The 19,160-nt window shown below is 69.5% G+C and carries 18 protein-coding genes and 2 riboswitches; of the genes, 15 read left to right on the top strand and 3 right to left on the bottom strand.

From position 1 onward, the window contains the following. Positions 1 to 180: 180 nt before the first annotated feature. A complete protein-coding gene (locus K0O62_RS16285) occupies positions 181 to 441 on the bottom strand; it encodes a hypothetical protein (RefSeq protein WP_073858126.1) in 261 nt (86 codons plus the stop codon). On the opposite strand from K0O62_RS16285, the gene K0O62_RS16280 reads away from it, so the two are divergent. The 14 genes from K0O62_RS16280 (at position 440) to K0O62_RS16215 (ending at position 15,126) form a co-directional block, all read left to right on the top strand. Then, complete coding sequence (locus K0O62_RS16280; protein WP_073858125.1) at positions 440 to 1,336, top strand: TRAP transporter substrate-binding protein; 897 nt, start codon at positions 440 to 442, stop codon at positions 1,334 to 1,336. The genes K0O62_RS16285 and K0O62_RS16280 overlap by 2 nt on opposite strands. Further along, on the top strand, positions 1,333 to 2,133 hold the full coding sequence (locus tag K0O62_RS16275) for a maleate cis-trans isomerase family protein (protein ID WP_079244110.1): 801 nt from the start codon (positions 1,333 to 1,335) through the stop codon (positions 2,131 to 2,133). The genes K0O62_RS16280 and K0O62_RS16275 overlap by 4 nt, the downstream gene beginning before the upstream one ends. Then, complete coding sequence (locus tag K0O62_RS16270) at positions 2,130 to 2,705, top strand: TRAP transporter small permease (protein WP_079244109.1); 576 nt, start codon at positions 2,130 to 2,132, stop codon at positions 2,703 to 2,705. The genes K0O62_RS16275 and K0O62_RS16270 overlap by 4 nt, the downstream gene beginning before the upstream one ends. Further along, the gene (locus tag K0O62_RS16265; protein ID WP_073858124.1) at positions 2,702 to 3,982 is read left to right on the top strand and encodes a TRAP transporter large permease; all 1,281 of its coding nucleotides are present in this window, start codon (positions 2,702 to 2,704) and stop codon (positions 3,980 to 3,982) included. The genes K0O62_RS16270 and K0O62_RS16265 overlap by 4 nt, the downstream gene beginning before the upstream one ends. Next, a complete protein-coding gene (locus K0O62_RS16260; RefSeq protein WP_234800210.1) occupies positions 3,979 to 4,902 on the top strand; it encodes a LysR family transcriptional regulator in 924 nt (307 codons plus the stop codon). Before K0O62_RS16265 ends, K0O62_RS16260 begins: the two co-directional genes overlap by 4 nt. Positions 4,903 to 5,038: 136 nt before the next feature. Further along, a complete protein-coding gene (locus tag K0O62_RS16255; RefSeq protein ID WP_079244108.1) occupies positions 5,039 to 5,848 on the top strand; it encodes an alpha/beta fold hydrolase in 810 nt (269 codons plus the stop codon). Then, complete coding sequence (locus K0O62_RS16250) at positions 5,845 to 6,861, top strand: putative NAD(P)H-quinone oxidoreductase, PIG3 family (RefSeq protein ID WP_079244107.1); 1,017 nt, start codon at positions 5,845 to 5,847, stop codon at positions 6,859 to 6,861. Before K0O62_RS16255 ends, K0O62_RS16250 begins: the two co-directional genes overlap by 4 nt. Positions 6,862 to 6,961: 100 nt before the next feature. Continuing rightward, positions 6,962 to 7,489 carry a flavin reductase family protein gene (locus K0O62_RS16245; protein ID WP_165637017.1) on the top strand — a complete coding sequence of 176 codons (528 nt, stop codon included), beginning with the start codon at positions 6,962 to 6,964 and terminating at the stop codon, positions 7,487 to 7,489. After that, positions 7,486 to 8,934: a 4-hydroxyphenylacetate 3-hydroxylase family protein gene (locus tag K0O62_RS16240; protein ID WP_073858122.1), complete on the top strand. Its 1,449-nt coding sequence runs from the start codon at positions 7,486 to 7,488 to the stop codon at positions 8,932 to 8,934. Before K0O62_RS16245 ends, K0O62_RS16240 begins: the two co-directional genes overlap by 4 nt. After that, positions 8,931 to 9,347, top strand: coding sequence for a RidA family protein (locus tag K0O62_RS16235; protein WP_073858121.1), 417 nt, complete (start codon positions 8,931 to 8,933; stop codon positions 9,345 to 9,347). Before K0O62_RS16240 ends, K0O62_RS16235 begins: the two co-directional genes overlap by 4 nt. Beyond that, positions 9,344 to 10,018, top strand: coding sequence for a DUF1028 domain-containing protein (locus K0O62_RS16230; protein WP_073858120.1), 675 nt, complete (start codon positions 9,344 to 9,346; stop codon positions 10,016 to 10,018). The genes K0O62_RS16235 and K0O62_RS16230 overlap by 4 nt, the downstream gene beginning before the upstream one ends. Further along, the gene (locus tag K0O62_RS16225; RefSeq protein ID WP_073858119.1) at positions 10,008 to 11,135 is read left to right on the top strand and encodes a M20 family metallopeptidase; all 1,128 of its coding nucleotides are present in this window, start codon (positions 10,008 to 10,010) and stop codon (positions 11,133 to 11,135) included. The genes K0O62_RS16230 and K0O62_RS16225 overlap by 11 nt, the downstream gene beginning before the upstream one ends. A gap of 14 nt (positions 11,136 to 11,149) precedes the next feature. Next, a riboswitch (glycine riboswitch) is annotated at positions 11,150 to 11,247 on the top strand. Next, a riboswitch (glycine riboswitch) is annotated at positions 11,248 to 11,343 on the top strand. Positions 11,344 to 11,390: 47 nt separating this feature from the next. Then, positions 11,391 to 14,222 carry an aminomethyl-transferring glycine dehydrogenase gene (gene gcvP, locus K0O62_RS16220; protein ID WP_073858118.1) on the top strand — a complete coding sequence of 944 codons (2,832 nt, stop codon included), beginning with the start codon at positions 11,391 to 11,393 and terminating at the stop codon, positions 14,220 to 14,222. Between the two features lie 40 nt (positions 14,223 to 14,262). After that, positions 14,263 to 15,126, top strand: a complete 864-nt coding sequence (locus K0O62_RS16215; RefSeq protein ID WP_073858117.1) for an alpha/beta fold hydrolase — start codon at positions 14,263 to 14,265, stop codon at positions 15,124 to 15,126. A 9-nt stretch (positions 15,127 to 15,135) separates the two neighbouring features. On the opposite strand, the gene K0O62_RS16210 is transcribed toward K0O62_RS16215, so the two are convergent. After that, positions 15,136 to 15,555: a winged helix-turn-helix transcriptional regulator gene (locus K0O62_RS16210; RefSeq protein ID WP_073858249.1), complete on the bottom strand. Its 420-nt coding sequence runs from the start codon at positions 15,553 to 15,555 to the stop codon at positions 15,136 to 15,138. A 74-nt stretch (positions 15,556 to 15,629) separates the two neighbouring features. Here K0O62_RS16210 and K0O62_RS16205 point away from each other — a divergent pair, with 74 nt between their 5' ends. Then, a complete protein-coding gene (locus tag K0O62_RS16205; protein WP_073858116.1) occupies positions 15,630 to 17,030 on the top strand; it encodes an MFS transporter in 1,401 nt (466 codons plus the stop codon). Between the two features lie 6 nt (positions 17,031 to 17,036). Here the strand turns inward: K0O62_RS16205 and K0O62_RS16200 are convergent, their stop codons facing one another. Beyond that, complete coding sequence (locus tag K0O62_RS16200; RefSeq protein WP_073858115.1) at positions 17,037 to 19,124, bottom strand: VWA domain-containing protein; 2,088 nt, start codon at positions 19,122 to 19,124, stop codon at positions 17,037 to 17,039. Positions 19,125 to 19,160 lie beyond the last annotated feature (36 nt).

Here is a 19,160-nt window from a genome sequence, read left to right as displayed (position 1 = left end):
GTTGATCACACGCCGCCGATGTCGGGCGATCGGCCCCGCACCATCCGGCATGCAGCGGTCGGTGACCATCGCCTTTACCGAGCATCCGGACTCTGGCCGATGATCGCAACAGAGTAGTGAACCGTATTCGCGTTACGTCCGTGTCACATCCAAGTGTCCTCTGCCGCAGTTAAATTCGTGTTACAGAGCATCTGTTTGACAGATGCAGGCGCTCGCTTTTGACTGTTTGACGCGGTCCAGTCGGTCTCGGAACCTTGACTCCATCGCGTTGGCATCGGCGCCGGCGGCGGATTCCAGTTCCACCCGAAAATCGTTGGGCCATGAGAGGAAAACGATGAAGTCACTGACAAGGGCGATCACGATGTGTGGCGTGGCCGCCGCGCTGGTGCTGTCCGGCTGCTCCGATTCGAGCAAAAACAAGGACGGCGCAACGAGTCTCATGTTCGCAGTGGAAACCAGCGCCGGAGATCCGTTGGCGGACATGCTGCTTGCCTTCGCAGAGGAGGTCGAGAACGAACTGGGTGACTCGGTCGACATCACCGTGCAGACCGGCGGGGCGATCGGCGACGAGGAGGCGGTGCTGCAAGGGCTGCGGGCCGGCGCCATCGACGTCGCCGCGGTCAGCGGTTCGGTGGCCAATCTGGACCCCACCTTCACCATCATGGACATGCCGTTCCTGTTCACCGACCGTGAGACGGTCGCGGAGTTCCTGGACGGGCCCTACGGGGATGAATTGAGCGAATCGCTGGTGGAAACGATCGGCGCTCGTGTTCTGGGCTTCGGCGAGAACGGATTCCGGCAGATCACCAACAGCAAGCGCCCCATCGTCACCTCGTCGGATCTGACGGGCCTGAAGATCCGGGTGCCGGGCAACCCGGCTCGCGTCGCGCTGTTCGAGGCGCTCGGTGCCGCACCGACCCAGATCGACATCGGTGAGGCCTACCTGGCGCTGGACCAGGGAGTGCTGGACGGCCAGGAGAACCCGCTGAAGGTCATCGACGCATTCTCCTTCTACGAGAAGCAGCCCTATCTGTCGCTGACCTCGCACATCTACAGCCCCGTCTACCTGGCCATGAACGAGGACACCTGGCAGGGGCTCTCGCCCGAGGTCCAGCAGGGACTGGAGAAGGCCGCCGCGGCCGCCGCGGCCACCAGCCGCGCCGCCGGTGCCGAGGCCGACGAAGAGCTGCTGTCGAAGTTCGAGGCGGCCGGGGTGCAGGTCAACGAGGCCGACGTCAACCAGCTCAGCGAGGCGGTCAGCGGGGTGCGCGACGAGATCGCCGCGGGCATCCCCGGTGACTTCGCCGACCGCGTGATCGCCGAGTACCGCCAGTGAACGCCACCTCCCGGCTGTCCCGGCCACACCTGCCGCTCGGTGCGCTCAACACCGCCACCCGGATCGGCCTGGTCTACATGGCCTCCAGCACGCTGATGGAGGCCGAGATGTACGCCATGGCCACCCCGTCGGCCACCGTGCACACCAGCAGGGTGACGCTGCCGAGCGTCACCGTGGACGGCATCGACGCGATGATGCGTTCACCGGAACTGCGCACCGCTGTCGAACTGGTCGCCCAGGCCCCGCTGGACGTGCTGGTCTTCGGCGGGACCAGTGCATCGTTCCTGCACGGTACGGCCTGGGACCGGATGCTGGTCGGCCACTTCGAGGAATGGAGCGGGCTCACCGGCCGGTGCACCACCACCTCGACCGCCAGCATCGCCGCCCTCAAGGCCGTCGGCGCCGGACCGATCAGCCTGGTCACCCCCTACAAGCAAGAGGTGATCGACCGCGCAACAAGGTTTTTCGGCGAGAACGGGCACCCGGTGGTGGCCAGCGTCGGGCTGGGGATCACCAGTGACAAGGAGCTCGCCGAAGTCCCGCTGGAACGGGTCTACGATCTCGCGGTCGAGACCGACACCGACGAGGCGAGCGCGGTATTCATCAGCTGCACCAACTTCGCCAGTGTCGGCGCCATCGCGGCGCTGGAGGCCGAGTTGGGCAAGCCGGTGATCAGCGCGGTGCAGGCCTCGTTCTGGTACGCCCTCCAGATCGCCGGGGTGCGCGCGGCGCGTCCCGGTTTCGGCAGGCTGTTCGACGACCGGCTCGACCCCGCCGCGACCGGAGCCGGCGCATGACGGCGGTCGGGGCGCATCCGCCGGTCGCCGAGCCCGGTGACGTCGCCATGGTGCTGGATTCCACCACCGGGGTGGATCCGGATCCCGGCACCCACAAGCTGATCGACCGGGTCCTGGAGTTGCTCGCGGCGACGACGCTGGCGGCGATCACCCTGATCCTGTTCGCCAACGCGGTGCTGCGGGCCGGATTCAACTCCCCGCTGGGGTGGACCGAGGAACTGGTCACCGGGCTGATGCTGTGGCTGACCATGCTGGGCTTCACGCTCGGTGTGCGCCGCCGCGAGTCGATCGCCATCCGGGCCTTCGTCGGCCGGTTGTCGGTGCGGGCACAGGTGTGGCTGCGGCTGTTCACCGATCTGCTCACCGCGGCGGTGCTGCTGCACCTGGCCTGGTTCGCCTACCTGTACGTCACCACGTTCGGTGACGACCCCGTCCCGTACCTGCGGCTGCCGTCCGGGTTCTTCACCGCGGCGTTACCGGTCGGTGCGCTGGCCGCGGCGCTCATCGTGCTGTTCCAGTTGCCGGGTTGCCGGGCGGCGATCCTGCGTCAGATCGAGGAGGAACAGCCGTGACGCTGGCGATCACACTGGCCGTCATCGTCGGCCTGCTGCTGCTCGGCACCCCGCTGATCATCGCGATGGCCGGCGGTGTCGCGCTGTACGCGACGATGGGCGGCTCCTGGATGCTGCAGTACCCGCAGCAGGTGACCGACGGGATGAGCAGCTTCGTGCTGCTGGCCATGCCGCTGTTCATCCTGGCCGGTGTGGTGATGAACGCCGGTGGTATCGCCGAGCGCGTCTTCGCCTTCGCCAGAGCGGTTTTCGGTCCGCTGCCGGGCGGCCTGGCCCAGGTCAACGTGTCCACCAGCCTGTTCTTCGGCGGTATGGTGGGCACCTCGGTGGCCGATCTGGCCGGCACCGGGTCGACGATCATCCCGCAGATGCGCAAGCACGGCTATCCCGGGCCCTACGCCGCCGCGCTCACCGCTTCGTCATCGGGCATCGGGCCGTTGATCCCGCCGTCCTCACCGATGATCCTGTACGCCGCGGCCACCGGCACCTCGTTGGGTGCGCTGTTCCTGGCCGGCATCATTCCCGGCCTGATCCTCACCGCGGTGCTGATGGTGGTGGTCGCCGTCCAGGCCAAGCGCAACGGCTGGGGGGAGAAGATCGAGTTCAGCGGCCGCGAGGCCTGGCGGACGCTGCGCGGCTCGATCCTGGCATTCGGTGTTCCCGTCCTGGTGATCTGCGGCCTCGTGCTCGGTATCTTCACCCCGACCGAATCCGGTGCCTTCGCCGTCGTCTACGCCGTCGTCATCTCCATGGTGGTGATGCGGTCCCTGGGATTCCGCCGCCTCTACCGCTGCCTGGTCGAGGCCGCGGTGCTCACCGGCGAGGTGATGCTGATCGTGGGCGTCTCGGTCGCCCTGGGCGCGGTGCTCGCGATGGCCGGACTGCCCAAGGCGCTCACCGACTTCGCCACCATGATCGTGCCGGGCGATGTGCAGATCGGCTACGTGGTGGTGCTGGCGCTCACGGCGATCCTGGCCGGCATGCTGTTCGACCCGCTCATTCCGGTGATCATGCCGGTGATGCTGCCGACCATGCTGGCCGTCGGAATCGACCCACTGCACTTCGGTGTCATCATCGTGCTGACCGTCATCATCGGCCAGGTCACCCCACCGGTGGCGATGTCACTGGTGGTGGCGGCCAAGATCGCCAAGGTCGACGCGTGGGGTGTGCTGCGTGCCAACACCCCGTTCCTGTTGGCCACGATCGCGGTGTTGGTGCTGGTGATCCTGTTCCCGGCACTGGCGACCTGGCTGCCCTCGGTCATGGGTGGCCCGTGACCGGTGTCGACCAGTTGCGCGGGATCTCGCTGACCCAGCTGCGCTACTTCATCCGGGTCGCGGAGCGGGAGAGCATGACCCGGGCGGCCGAGGACCTGTTCGTCGCGCAGTCGGCGGTGTCCTCGGCCGTCGCGCACCTGGAGAAGGAACTCGGTGTCCAGCTTTTCATCCGCCGGCACGCCAAGGGACTGATCCTCACCGCGGCGGGTAAGGAACTGCTGCTGCGGTCCCGCCAGACCCTCACCGCGCTGGCCGAATCGCTGGAGTCGATAGCCGGTGAGACACAGGCGTTCTGGGGACCGCTGCAGGTGGTGTGCTTCAGCCCGTTGGCACCGTTCTACCTACCGTCCATCCTGGCCGGGCTCAAGCGCGACCACCCCGGCCTGGAGGTGCACGTCACCGAGGCGGTGGCCGGTGAAGTCGGCGAATACCTGGAGTCGGGACGGGCCGAGGTGGCCCTGACCTACGACCTGGCCCTCGGGGATCACATCGACCGGGACGTGCTGGCCGAGATCAAGCCCTACGCAGCGCTTCCCGCCTCGCACCGGCTGGCCGGGGAGACCGGCATCCGGTTGGCCGACCTGGTGGACGAACCGATGATCCTGGTCGATCTCCCGTTCAGCCGTGACTATTTCATCGGCGTGTTCAGCGAGCGCGGTCTGACGCCGAACGTGCAGTACCGGTCCAGCAGCTATGAGACGGTGCGCGCCATGGTAGCCCAGGACCACGGGTACAGCCTGCTGCACCAGCTCCCGGCCACCGACAGCACCTACGCCGGCGGCCGGGTGGTAGCGGTACCGATCACCGACGAGGTGCGCCCACTGCGCGTGGTGGTGGCCTCCCTGCAGTCGATCCGAATGAGCAGGCGCGCCATCGCTTTCGCCGAGCGCTGCCGGGCTGTGGTGGCCGGCGACTGCTGAGCCGGACCCTGTCGCGCGATCGTCTACGGTGATCCATTGCATCTGCGGATCCGATGCGGTGCAACGCTATTCACTGTTTGCCAAGATGCTCGACGCGGTTTTGGATGGAGTCATCGTCCACTGACTTGGAGGCCACGTGAGCGGCGCAGCGCCGGAACCCATGTACGTCCAGACCCGTTCGGGGAGAATGCATGTCGTCACCTCGGGTGCCGACATCGACGGCCCGTGCCTGGTGCTGCTGCACCAGACCCCGCGCAGCTGGGATGAGTTCCGGGACGTTGCCGGTCTGATCGACGGGTACCGTATCGTGATACCCGACCTGCCCGGATACGGTGCCTCGGAAGCACCGGCCGAGAACACCATCGAGGCGACGGCCACGGCCGTGCTGGACCTGCTGGACACGCTGCGTGTGCCGTGCGCCCACCTGGTGGGCCACCACTTCGGCGGTCTGGTCGCCTATCAGATGGCCGCCGAGGCGCCGGATCGGGTGCTGTCCCTGGTGCTGTCGTCGACTCCCTTCATCGACGCCGAGGAACGCGAGCGTCGCCGCGGCGCAGCACCGTTCAACGCCATCCCCGCCCGTGCCGACGGCGACCACCTCGCCGCACTGTGGCGCCGTCGTGCCGAGTACCTGACGCAATCGGCCCCCGATGTGCAGGCCCGCTACATCCGCGATGTGCTGTCTCACTCGGACCCCGACCGCGGTACGGCGGCGGTGTCCGCCTACCGCTCCGAGGATCGTCTCGGCCGCTACCCGGGACCGGTGCTGTGCATGGCTTCGGCACGCGACAAGCGGGCCTTCCCGCGCCACGGCCAGATCATGGCGGCCTTCCCGCAGGCCCGCGAGCACGTCCTGGGCGACGGCGACATCTCCAGCCCCGAGACCTGTCCGGCCGAATTCGCCCGGGCCATCCTCGATTTCCACGCGCAGGTGGTGCTGCGATGACCACGATGCCGGCGGCCGTGCTGGTTGATCCGGGCGGTGCGCAGCCCCTGCGCATCCAACGGGTGGCGGTCCCGGAGCCGGGCCCGACGGAGGTTCTGATCGCGGTGGCGGCCTTCGGGATCAACAACGCCGAGATCCTGCAGTGCCGCGGCGTCATGCCGGCACCCCCCGGTGGCATCCCCGGCCTGGAATGCGCAGGCACCGTGGTGGCCGTCGGCAGCGCGGTCAGCGCACCGAAGGTCGGCGACCGGGTGGCCGCTCTGACCCGGGCGGGCACCTACGCCGAATACGTGGCCGTACCGGCCGGGGCGTGCCTGGTGCTGCCCGACGGGCTCGACCCGGTGATCGCCGGTGCCGTGCCGGAGGCAGCGGCGACGGCCTGGTGGAACCTGGTGCACCGCGGCCGACTTCGGTCCGGGGAACGGGTACTGATCCACGGTGCCGCCGGGGGAGTGGGCTCGCTGGCCGTCCAGCTGGCCCGGACCCGCGGCGCGCTGGTCACCGGCACTGCCCGCGGCGCGGCGAAGACCGCATTGTGCACCGAGCTGGGCGCCCACCGGGTGATCGACTACGCCGGAACGGATGTGTTCGAGGCGGCCCGCCGGTGCGAACCCGGCGGCTACGACATCATCCTGGACAATCAGGGCGCCTCCACCCTGGATGCCAACATCGGCCTGCTCGCTCCGCAGGGGCGGCTGGTGATCGTCGGGGTGGCCGGCGGCAGTCAGGCGCAGATCGACCTGGGTTCGTTGATGGCCGCCGGTGCCGAGGTGTCCTCGTCGAGCCTGGGCCGGTTGCCGGATGAGACGCGGGCCGCGTTGTGCGCGGAGCTGGCCGCCGAGGTCCTGCCCGCGCTGGTGGCCGGCCGGCTGCGCCCGGTGCTGGACACCACCTTCGGCCTCGAGCGCATCGCCGACGCGCACCGCAGGTTCACCGAACCGGACCGGGTCGGCAAGGTCGTCGTCACCGTGCCCGGATGCATCTCCAAAACCGATGTAGAACAACGGATCTAGCTCTTTGTCAGATGACCCCGATTCGGGCAGCATCGAAGCCACGGACATCAACGCTGCCATCCGTGGAACCGATCCCGAATCCGAAACGCAAGGGATGACAATGAAATCCACCCTGACGCCGACCGGCACGCGCGAGTTCATCCGCGCCATCAGCTGTGCCGCGACACCCGTCACCATCGTCACCACCGACGCCGACAACCTGCGCTGGGGACAGACCGTCTCCGCGGTGAGCCGGGTTTCCGACGAACCTGCCATCCTGGGCGTCTGTATCAACCGGCGCAGCCCCATGAACGCCGCGATCTGCGCCACCGGCGCGTTCAATGTGTCCCTGCTGGGGCCCGAACATCACGTCGCCGCAGACACGTTCGCCGGACGCTCGCGTGACGGCCGGGCGCCTTTCACCTTCGCCGAGGGCGAATGGGCCGACGGCCGCAACGGTCTGCCGGTCTACGCCGACAGCGTGGCCGCCTTCGAGTGCGTGCTGCACAGCGTCACCGATATCGGATCCCACCACCTCTACCTCGGCGAGGTGCGCCATGTGGTGCACACCGACGCCGAACCCCTGCTGCATCTGCGCGGCACGTACCGCACGCTCTCGGCCCACAACACGGAAGGACAGCTCGCATGATCAAGACCGGAGACGAATACCGGGAGTCCATCAACACCGGACGCGAGATCTACATCGACGGTGAACAGGTGCGCGACGTCACCAAGCACCCGATGTTCGCGCCCATCGTCGACATCCGGGCCCGCATCTACGACCTGGCGCACGAGGCCGCCACCCAGGACGTGATGAGCTACGTCGACGAGAACGGTGAGCGCAACGCGATCGCCAACAAGATGCCGCTGACCCAACAGGATTGGCAGGACAAGCGCAAGGCCATCGACCTGGTCCTCGACGAGGCCCGCGGCGTGGTCACCCGGGTCGGGGACGAGACCATCGGTGAGATGTGGGCCCTCTACGACGGGCAGGACGTGCTCAACGAGGTCGACCCGCGGTTCGCCGAGAACATCCGCCGGCACGTGAACAAGGCCGCCACCGGTGACCCGTTCCACATCTCGGCCAACACCGACCCCAAGGGCGACCGGTCCAAGCGCCCGCAGGACCAGGACCCCGACATGCTGCTGCACGTGGTCAAGGAGACCGACGACGGCATCATCGTGCGCGGCGCCAAGTACGAGACCGCCGCGCCGTACGCCACCCAGGCCTACACCAAGCCGACCATCGCCAACTGGGGCGACTCCAAGCTCTCCGATTACGCGGTGGGGTTCATCGCCGATCTGAACGCGCCGAACCTGAAGTTCATCTGCCGCACCGGTTTCGCCGGCCGCCGCGATGCCGCGGACTACCCGCTGTCCAACCGGGTGGACGAGGTCGAGTCGCTGGTGATCTTCGACAACGTGCTGATCCCGTGGGACGACATCCTGTTCTACCGGCACACCCGGGCCGCCACCTTCGTGCGCAGCTGCCTGCACCGCTACAGCGCGCTGCCCTACGTGCACCGGTCGATCCGGTTCGCCGACCTGATGATCGGTGCGGCCCTGCACAACGTGCGCCAGACCGGGCTGGACAACAACCCGGCCGTGCAGGAGAAGCTGGCGATGCTGGCCTGCTACCGGGAGGGCATCGATGCCCACCTGACCGCCTCGATCGCCAACGCCGAGACCAGCCCGGGCGGGCTGCTGATGCCCAACCAGTCGCTGCTGTACGCCGGCCGGGTGTGGGCCCAGACCCAGCTGCCGCAGATGATGCACTACGCCCGCGAACTGTGCGGCGGCCAGATCTGCATCACCCCGGACTCGGCCACCTTCGGCGTCCCGGGCGCCTCGGAATGGCTGGAGAAGTACTACTCCATCACCGACGAGTGGCAGGCCGACGACCGTCGCAAACTGCTGGCGTTCGCCCGCGACCTGCTCAACAGCGACTACGCCGGGCACCGGCTGACCTTCCAATTGTTCGCCCAGGCACCGCCGTTCGCGCACTACCAGGCCGTCTACCGCAACTTCGACTTCGACGGCCCGCTGGCGCTGGTCAAGTCCGCGGCCGAACTGTCCGACCGGGTGGGCCAGTGACACACACCAGAATCCGCCCGTTCAACACCCGCGACACCTACCCGGAGCAGAACCTCGACAACGATCTGTGCCAGGCCGTGGTGGCCGGGGACACCATCTACCTGCGCGGCCAGATCGGCCAGGACCTCGACACCGCCGAGAACATCGGCGTCGGCGATGTGGCCGCCCAGACCGAGCAGGCGATGTCCAATATCGCCACCCTGCTCGCCGAGGCCGACGCCACCCTGGATGACATCGTCAAAGTGACCGTCTACCTTGTGGATCCGCGCTACCGCGAGGCCGTGTACCGGGTGATCGGGCGGTGGCTCAAGGGCGTGCACCCGGTGTCCACCGGGCTGGTGGTCAGCGCCCTGGCCCGGCCCGAGTGGCTGGTCGAGGTGGACGTCATCGCGGTGCGGCAGGGGGCGTCATGACGTTCTCGCTCGCCGCGCTGGACCGCGACACCGGCGCCTTCGGCATGGTCATCGCCTCGTCCTCGCCCGCGGTGGCCTCGCGCTGCCTGAACATCCGGCCCGGACTCGGGGCGGCCGCCAGCCAGAACGTCACCGACCCCCGGCTGGGCCCCCTGCTGCTGGATCAGCTCGCCGCCGGCGCGGACGCCCGGACCGCCCTGGACACCGTCGTCGAGGCGCACCCGATGCGCGACTACCGGCAGCTGACCGTGCTGGACCGGGCGGGTCGCAGCGCCGCGTTCAGTGGCGCCGGGGCCCTGGGCACCCACCACCACCTCGCCGGTGACGGCGTCGTCGGGGCCGGCAACATGCTGGCCTCGGCGGCCACCATCACCGAACTGGTCCGGGGTTACGAGACCTCCGCGGCCACCCAGTTCGAACGGCGGCTGCTGGACGGACTGGCCGCCGCACTGGACGCCGGCGGCGAAGAGGGCCCGATCCACGCCGCCGGGCTGCTGGTCTACCGCGAGGTCGAGTGGCCCGAGACCACTCTGCGGGTGGACTGGTCCGAGGACCCGTACACACAGCTGGCCGCACTGTGGGAGGTCTGGGAACCCCAGCGCGACGACTACGTCCGTCGTGCCCTCGACCCCGCCGGCGCACCGAGCTTCGGGGTCCCGGGTGACCTCTAAAGCCCTCGCCCAGGGGTACCTGACGCGCAACTGGGAGCTGGTGCGCGGCATCAGCACCCGGTTGCACGCCGATCCCGAGATCGCCTGGCAGGAGGTGCGGGCTCACCGGATGCTGACCGACCTGCTCGACGGGCAGGGGTTCAGCGTCGACCGCCGGGCCGCCGGACTGGAGACCGCGTTCCACGCCCGCGCCGGCGACGGGCCGCTGCACATCGCCTTCATCGCCGAGTACGACGCGCTACCGGGCCTCGGGCACGCCTGCGGGCACAACCTGATCGCCGCGTCCGCGGTCGGCGCGGCGCTGATGGTGCGCGCCGCCGGCGACACCGGTATCACCGTGCACGTCATCGGCACCCCGGCCGAGGAGGGCGGCGGCGGCAAGATCGGCATGCTGGAGGCCGGCGAGTTCGACGGCCTGGACGCGGCCCTGATGATGCACCCCGGCCCTGTCGACGCCCCGCGCGCCGAACCGCTGGCGGTCGCGCATTGGCGGGTCTCCTACCGCGGCGTCAGCGCGCACGCCGGGGCCTACCCGCACCTGGGTGTGAACGCCGCCGACGCGTTCACCGTCGCCCAGGTGGCGATCGGGCTGCTGCGCCAGCAGCTGCCGTCGACCACCCGGGTACACGGGGTGGTGACCGACGCCGGGACGGCACCGAACGCGATCCCGGACTCGGCCACCGGCCGCTGGTATGTGCGGGCCCGCACCCTGGCCGAGCTCGCCGGCATCGAACGCCGCATCCGCGACTGTTTCGCCGCCGGGGCCCTGGGGACGGGATGCGAGCTGGAGATCGAGCTGGAGTCCCCGCCGTACGCGGAATTCCGCACCGACGAGGACCTGCTGGACCTGTTCATCGCCAACGCCGCGGAGCTGGGGCGGGACATGCTGGCCGAGCCGGCCGAGGGCGCGGCGGCGATGCGCACCGCGTCGACCGACATGGGCAATGTGTCCCAGGTGGTGCGGGCGATCCACCCGTATCTGGGCATCGGGTCGCTGCCTGCGGTGAACCATCAGCGGGAATTCGCCGACGCCGCGGTGGGCCCGCAGGCCGAGGCCGCGCTGCGTGACGGGGCGACTGCGCTGGCGTGGACGGCGCTGGATCTGGCCGGGCGGTAGAATCAACGACGCATCGCCCTTGCGCGGGAGAGTTCCGTGGCCGCCAGCCACGGGCGCCGAAGGAGCAATACCTCTCCGTCAACCTCTCAGGCCCCCGGACCGCACACGGCCACGATGCCTCTGGAAAGCGGTGCCCTGCGCACCCGCCCATGGGGAAAGGTCCACCCGCGGACTGAATCTCTCAGGCACCCCCGACAGAGGGAGAGGGCACTGACGTGCGCGCGCGTACGTAGACCGCCTCGACCGGGAGTTCATGTGTCCGACCAGTTCCAGTCGCGTTTCGCCGACCGCCACATCGGGCCCGACGCCGATGCCATCGCCACCATGCTGGGCGTCATCGGCGTCGATTCCCTCGATGAACTGGCGGTCAAGGCGCTGCCGACCGGCATCCTCGACGCGGTGGGCGCCGACGGGCTGGCACCGGGGCTGGATCAGCTGCCGCCGCCGGCCACCGAGGAGCAGGCGCTCGCCGAGCTGCGCGCACTGGCCGACTCCAACACCGTGGCGGTGTCGATGATCGGGCAGGGCTACTTCGACACGCTGACCCCGCCGGTGCTCAAGCGCAACATCTTGGAGAACCCGGCCTGGTACACCGCGTACACGCCGTACCAGCCCGAGATCAGCCAGGGACGCCTGGAGGCGCTGCTGAACTTCCAGACCATGGTGAGCGACCTGACCGGGATGGACGTCGCCAACGCCTCGATGCTCGACGAGGGCACCGCCGCCGCCGAGGCCATGACGCTCATGCACCGCGCGGTCAAGGGCCCGTCCAAGCGGCTGGCCGTGGACGTCGACGTGTACACCCAGACCGCCGCCGTCATCGCGACCCGCGCCGAACCGCTCGGCATCGAGGTGATCACGGCCGACCTGCGCGAGGGCCTGCCCGAGGGTGATTTCTTCGGCGTCATCGTGCAGTTGCCGGGCGCCAGCGGACGTGTCACCGACTGGTCGGGTCTGGTCGACCAGGCGCACGAACGTGGCGCGCTGGTCGCCGTCGGCGCCGACCTGCTGGCCGCGACGCTGATCACCCCGCCGGGAGAGTTCGGCGCCGACGTGGCCTTCGGCACCACCCAACGTTTCGGTGTGCCAATGGGATTCGGTGGACCGCACGCCGGGTACCTGGCCGTACACACCAAGCATGCCCGCCAGTTGCCGGGCCGGCTGGTCGGGGTGTCCAAGGACAGCGATGGCGCGGACGCCTATCGCCTGAGCCTGCAGACCCGCGAGCAGCACATCCGCCGGGACAAGGCGACCAGCAACATCTGCACCGCGCAGGTGCTGCTGGCCGTCATCGCCGCCATGTACGCCAGTTACCACGGCGCCGCCGGGTTGACCGCCATCGCCCGCCGCGTGCACCGGCACGCCGCGACGATCGCTGCGGCCCTGGGAGATTCGCTGGTGCACCCGGCCTACTTCGACACCGTGCTGGCCCGGGTGCCCGGCCGCGCCGACGACATCGTGGCCGCGGCCAAGGCCGCCGGCATCAACCTGTGGCGGGTCGACGCCGACCACGTGTCGGTGTCCTGCGACGAGGCCACCACCGATGAGCATGTCGCTGCGGTGCTGGACGCGTTCGGAGTCACCCCGGCGGCGGCGCCGGAATCGACGATCGCCACCCGGACCTCGGAGTTCCTGACGCATCCGGCCTTCCACCTGTACCGCACCGAAACCTCGATGATGCGGTACCTGCGGGCCTTGGCGGACAAGGACATCGCGCTCGACCGCAGCATGATCCCGCTGGGCTCGTGCACGATGAAGCTCAACGCGGCCGCGGAGATGGAGCCGATCACCTGGGCCGAGTTCGCCAAGCAGCACCCGTTCGCGCCGGCATCGGACAACCCGGGGCTGCGCCGGCTGATCGCCGATCTGCAGACCTGGCTGACCGCCATCACCGGCTACGACGAGATCTCGTTGCAGCCCAACGCCGGATCGCAGGGCGAGTACGCCGGGCTGCTGGCCATCGAGGCCTACCACCGCGCCAATGGCGATACCAACCGGGATGTGTGCCTCATCCCGTCCAGCGCGCACGGCACCAACGCGGCGTCCGCGGCGTTGGTGGGCATGCGGGTGGTGGTGGTCGGCTGCCGCGCCAACGGCGACGTGGACCTCGACGATCTGCGCGCCAAGGTGGCCGAGCACGCCGACCGGTTGGCCGCGCTGATGATCACCTACCCGTCCACACACGGGGTGTACGAGCACGATGTCGCCGAGATCTGTGCGGCCGTGCACGATGCGGGCGGTCAGGTCTACGTCGACGGCGCCAATCTCAACGCGCTCGTCGGACTGGCCCGGCCCGGTCGCTTCGGCGGCGACGTCAGCCACCTGAACCTGCACAAGACGTTCTGCATCCCGCACGGCGGTGGCGGTCCCGGGGTCGGGCCGGTCGCGGTGCGCAGCCACCTCGCGCCCTACCTGCCCGGGCATCCGCTGGCCGATGAACTCGGTGACAAGTACACCGTGTCGGCCGCCCCGTACGGTTCGGCGTCGATCCTGCCGATCACCTGGACCTACATCCGGATGATGGGCGCGACGGGTCTGCGGGCGGCCTCGCTGACCGCGATCGCCTCGGCGAACTATGTGGCCCGCCGGCTCGACGAGTACTTCCCGGTGCTCTACACCGGCGAGAACGGCATGGTCGCCCACGAATGCATCCTGGATCTCAACGGAATCACCAAGGCCACCGGGGTCACCGTCGATGATGTGGCAAAACGACTGGCGGACTTCGGTTTCCACGCGCCGACGATGAGCTTCCCGGTGGCGGGAACCTTGATGGTGGAGCCCACCGAGAGTGAAAGCCTGGCCGAGGTCGACGCGTTCTGCGAGGCCATGATCGCCATCCGCGCCGAGATCGACAAGGTCGGGTCGGGGGAGTGGCCGGCGGACGACAATCCGCTGCGCGGCGCCCCGCACACCGCGGAATCGCTGTTGGTGGCCGATTGGTCGCACCCGTACACCCGTGAGCAGGCCGCCTACCCGCTGGGCAAGGGCTTCCGGGCGAAGGTGTGGCCGCCGGTCCGCCGGATCGATGCCGCCTACGGGGACCGCAACCTGGTGTGTTCCTGCCCGCCGGTAACCGCGTTCGCGTAAGCGGGCGCGCATCCGCACCGGTTCGCCTAGGCTCGCCGGCATGCTGCCGCCGACGGTCCAACAGTGGTGCGATGGTGGACGCTTCCTGGACACCCCGGCGGGGCGGGTGTTCGTCCGGTCCGCCGACGGTGACGGCCCGACGGTGCTGCTGCTGCACGGGTTTCCGTCCAGTTCCTTCGACTACCGCGAGGTGGTGCCTGCCCTGGCCGGCCGGGCCTGGGTGACGCTGGACTTTCTCGGGTTCGGGTTGTCGGACAAGCCGCGGCGCCGCAACAGCCTGCTGGAGCAGGCCGACCTGGTGGCCGAGGTGCTCGCCCGGACCGTGCAGGGACCGGTGACGATGATCGCGCACGACATGGGCACCTCGGTGGCCACCGAACTGCTCGCCCGAGATGTCGAGGGGCGGTTGCCGTTCGACCTGCGGTCCGCGGTGCTCACCAACGGCAGCGTGATCCTGGAGCGGGCCAGCCTGCGTCCCTCGCAGAAGGTGCTGCGCGGGCCGTTGGGTCCGGTGTTGTCCCGGCTGACCGGTCGCGCCGGATTCGTGCGCGGGTTCGCCCGACTGTTCAGCGCCGGGCACCCGCTGTCGCCGGACGAGGCCGAGGCGCAATGGGCGTTGTTGGCGCACAACGACGGCCACCGCATCATGCACCTGCTGTGCGCCTACCTCGACGAGCGTGTGCGCTACGCGCAGCGCTGGCACGGGGCGATCACCGCGTGGGACAAGCCGGTGAACTTCCTGTGGGGCCTCGACGATCCGGTGGCCACCGTCAACGTGCTGGCCGGGCTGCGTGAACTACGACCCGACGCGACGGTGATCGAGCTGCCCGGCGTCGGGCACTACCCGCAGGTCGAGGTGCCCGAGGTGTTCGCCGCCGAAGCGCTGCGGCTGCTCGCGGTCTGACGCCGCGGGTCAGCCCCGGTCCGACGGTGCGTTGGCCTCGTCGAAGCGCCGGCGCGCTGCGGCGATATCGCCTTGGTGCGCCTCGGTCCAACGGACCAGCGTTTGCACGGTCTCGTGCAGGGTGCGGCCCAGTTCGGTGAGCTCGTAGTCGACCCGGGGCGGGACGACCGGGTGCACGGTGCGCCGGACCAGCCCGTCGCGCTCGAGCTGGCGCAGCGTCACGGTCAGCATGCGCTGGCTGACCCCGTCGATCCGACGCTTGAGCTCGGTGAACCGCAGGGAGCCGTCGTCGAGCAGGGCGATGATGAGCAGCGACCACTTGTCGGCGATCCGGTCGAGGATCTGCCGGACCTCGCAGTCCTCCCGCCGGTCCCACTGGAAGGCATCCGGGCAGCAGTCGGTTCCCTGCGAGGTACCGACTGACTTCAAAGTGCCTTCTTCCGCCACGGCTCCATGGTGCCTGATGATGTGGTCAGTTACCAATAGGAACTGAAGGTGGGCATATGGGCGCTACCGATGTGAAGTCGACCTCCAGACTCCGCGCGGCGCTGCTGCTCGCGGCGCTGTGTGGGGCGGCGTTCCTGGAAGGCATCGACATCGCGATGTTCAACATCGCGTTGCCCACCATCCGGCGGGCGCTCGACCTGCCGACCGTCGAATTGCAGTGGATCGTCAGTGGATACGTGATCGGCTACGGCGGATTCATGCTGCTCGGTGGCCGTACCGCCGACGTCTACGGGCGGCGGCGGGTCTTCCTGACCGCACTGGTCATCTTCATCGGGGTGTCGGCGCTGGGCGGCATCGCCCCCAACGGCGCCACCGTCATCGGGGTCCGGGTCCTCACCGGTATCGCCGCGGCCTTCCTGATGCCGGCCGGGCTCGCGATCATCACCACGAGCTTTCCCGAAGGCCCGCAACGGGACCGGGCCGTACTCATCTACGCCGGTCTCGGTGCGGCCGGATTCTCGCTCGGACTCGTCGCGGGCGGCCTGCTCACCTCGTTCGGCTGGCGGTGGGTGTTCTTCGCCCCGGTCGTGCTGGCCTCGGCCGTGCTGCTGCTGGCACTCCCGCTGATCCCGCGCGACGAGGTCACCGCCCGCCGGTCCCTCGACCTGCCCGGTGCGGTGCTCGTCACCGGGGCCGTGGTGCTCACCGTGACGGCCATCGAGAATGCCGCCCACGGAACGGTTCTCGGCTCGGTGTGGCTCGGTCTGATCGCGCTGGTGTCGTTCGTCGGATTCGGCGCCCGGCAGCGCGCCGCCGCCGATCCGTTGGTGCCGCTGGCTCTGCTGCGGTCGGGCCCGCAGGTCAACGCCTACCTCGGGGCGGGCTGTCTGGCCGCCGGCTTCATGGGCTTCCAGTTCATCATCGTGCTCTACCTGCAGGAGCTGCGGGGTTGGTCGGCGCTGTCCACCGCACTGGCCTTGCTGGTCGTCGCGATCGACGCGATCCTGGCGCCCACGCTCACCCCGATCCTGGTGCGCCGCTTCGGGCTGTGGCGCGTCATCGCGGCCGGAATGGCCTGCGCGGCGCTGTCCTTCCTGCTGTTCCTCGGCGTGGAACGGGACTGGGTGTATCTGAGCATGCTGCCCAGCCTGCTGGCGCTCGGCATCGCGTTCACCCTGGCCTACGGGCCGCTGACGATCGCCGCGACCGACGGTGTCGAGGAGTCCGCGCAGGGACTGACCAGCGGGCTGCTCTACACGACATTCCAGTTCGGGGCCGCGATCGGGCTGGCCGCGACCACCGCGGTCCAGGTGGCGGCGACGGCGGCCGGCGCCGGTCAACTCGACTCGTACCGGGCGGCGCTGCTGGTTCCGGTGATCCTCGGCGTGATCGGCCTCGCGGTGGCGCTGCCGCGCGCTTGGCGCGCCCCACAGGAGTGCGCCACCGCGACCGCGTAACTGCGACTAACCCAGCAGTTCCGCCACCGCGTCGGCGAGCGCGGGGTCCGCCGAGTTCGGCACGCTGCGGTACTCGCCGCCGCTGGCCTGGGCCACGGCTTCCCACGTCGCGCGGTCCGGGTCGTCACCGAGGTTGATGACGTTCACCGCGACCGGGCGCTGCTCGTCCACCGCGCCCTGGATGTAGGACACCAACCCGGGGCCGTCCAGGCTGCGGTCGGTGTGCGGGCCGGAGGTGATCACCAGCACCGAATTGGGTACGCCCTCACGGAAGTTCGTCACCGCCTCGCCGTAGACCAGTCGCAGGGTGGTGAACGACACCGCCCCGCCACCGGATGCGGTCTGCCCCTGCAGGCTGGAACTGAGCGCCGCCGACCGCGCATCGTCGCCGAGCGGCCCGGTGGTGGTCACCGAGCGGCCGGCCACCCCGTCGAACGTCCACAGCCCCACCGACGTGGACGGCGGCAGCACCTGCAGCCGGTCGTTCAGTGCGGTGGTCACATTGCTCAGCCGGCTGCGGCCGCCCTCGTCGACGGGCATCGACTGATTCAGCACCACGGTGACCGCGCCGTCCCGGGCAGGCGCCGTCAACCGGGTCGCCAGGGCGGCACGGGACGCGGCATCGCCGAACGACAGCCGTTGCGCCAGTTGCGGGAAATCGGTGACCGGGCTGCTCGGCGGGGTTGTGCCCTCGGCCCGGAATCCGGCCTCGGCCAGCTTCGCGAGTTGCTCGGGCTTACGCAGGTAGCGGTCGAACTCGCTGGCCGCGCTGACCTGTTCCTTGGACAACCAGTCGCCGCTGAGCAGCACCCCGGGGAAATCGGCGACGGCGGCCGGTCCCGGCGGAATCCACGCGCTGAGCTTCGCACCGGCGTCCGGCAGGTCGGCGGCCCGCTGGACCAGTTTCTGCTCGGTGGTGACGACGGCGTGGACCGGGGCGGTCGCCGGGTCGGCGGCGTTGATCAGGGTGTCCAGCGCGGTGTCGGCCGCGGTGTCGGCCAACTCGGGCTGGCCTCCGAACAGCCGCTGCGCGGCCCCGGCGCCGTCGGACGGCGGGGCCCCGGCCGGTGCGGAGGCCGCGGCCACCGCTTCGGCGGCCAGGAAACTGGCATCGGAGTCGCCGGTGAGCGGCAGCGCCAGGCGCAGTCCGCCCCAGCCCGGCAGGTTCAGCCCGTCGAGCCCGGCAGGATTGCTCTGCAGTCCCGGCAACGTCGACCAGTTCTGCTGGGCCAGCGCTTCTTTGAGCTCGGGCCGGGCGGCCACCACCACAGGGGTGCTGACCAGCGGCCGGCTGTCGATGATGGCCTTGTCGTCGACGGACTCCAGCCGTGCCTCGGAGACCGAGCTGGCCGGGATCCACATCGCCGGCCGCTCACCGAGATCCCCCGGCCAGGTTTCGGTGAATCCGTTGATCACCGCAGCGGAGTCGGCAGCCTGGACCGCGACCTTCACGCAGCGGTCACCGACCGGATCGGCGTCCTTGCTGTACTGCTCGGCCAGCGTCGTCACGTGATCGGCGATCGCCGGGTCGGCGATCACCGAGACGGTCATCTCGCCCTCGACGCAGCGATCGGCGGAGGCCTGACTGCGGTTGGACAGCGCGTCACCGAAGAAGCGCCACAGGATCACCGCGCCGACCACGACGACCACGGTGACCAAGGCGGCGATGACCAGCGGGCTGACCTTGCGGCGACCGGTCGTCACCGCGCGGTGCGAACCGGTCCACTCGCCGTTGTCGAAGGCGCGCTGACGGCCGGTGACCGAGAACGCCTGGGTCGGCTGGTCCTCGTCGGCCACGGCTGGGAAGCCGCGCGGAGCCGGGGCCGGCTCGTCGTAGTCGTCGGCCCGGTAGTCGTCGGCCCGGTAGTCGTCGGTCCCGTATTCGTCGGCGCGGTAGTCGTCGTCGGAACGGTAATCATCGGTCTGGTATCCGAAGTCGCCGAATTCCGACGCGCTGTCTCCGGCCGGTTCATCGCCGGTGGTAGACCCGTGGTCGGCCGCTGACTCCCGATCGGGCTCGGGCCGGTACGGCTCGGTTCCGTTCCCGCCCCGGTCGTCGGCGTCGTCTGGGTCGGGAATGCTGTGCCTGCCCATCCCTACCCTCTTAGCTCGTCGTGTCGCATGCCCCGC

Origin of the sequence: Mycolicibacterium diernhoferi, from assembly GCF_019456655.1 — a bacterium.
Taxonomy (GTDB): Bacteria; Actinomycetota; Actinomycetes; order Mycobacteriales; family Mycobacteriaceae; genus Mycobacterium; species Mycobacterium diernhoferi.
The sequence above is the reverse complement of the archived record's forward strand: the minus strand, read 5'-3'. Positions and strand labels throughout refer to the sequence as shown.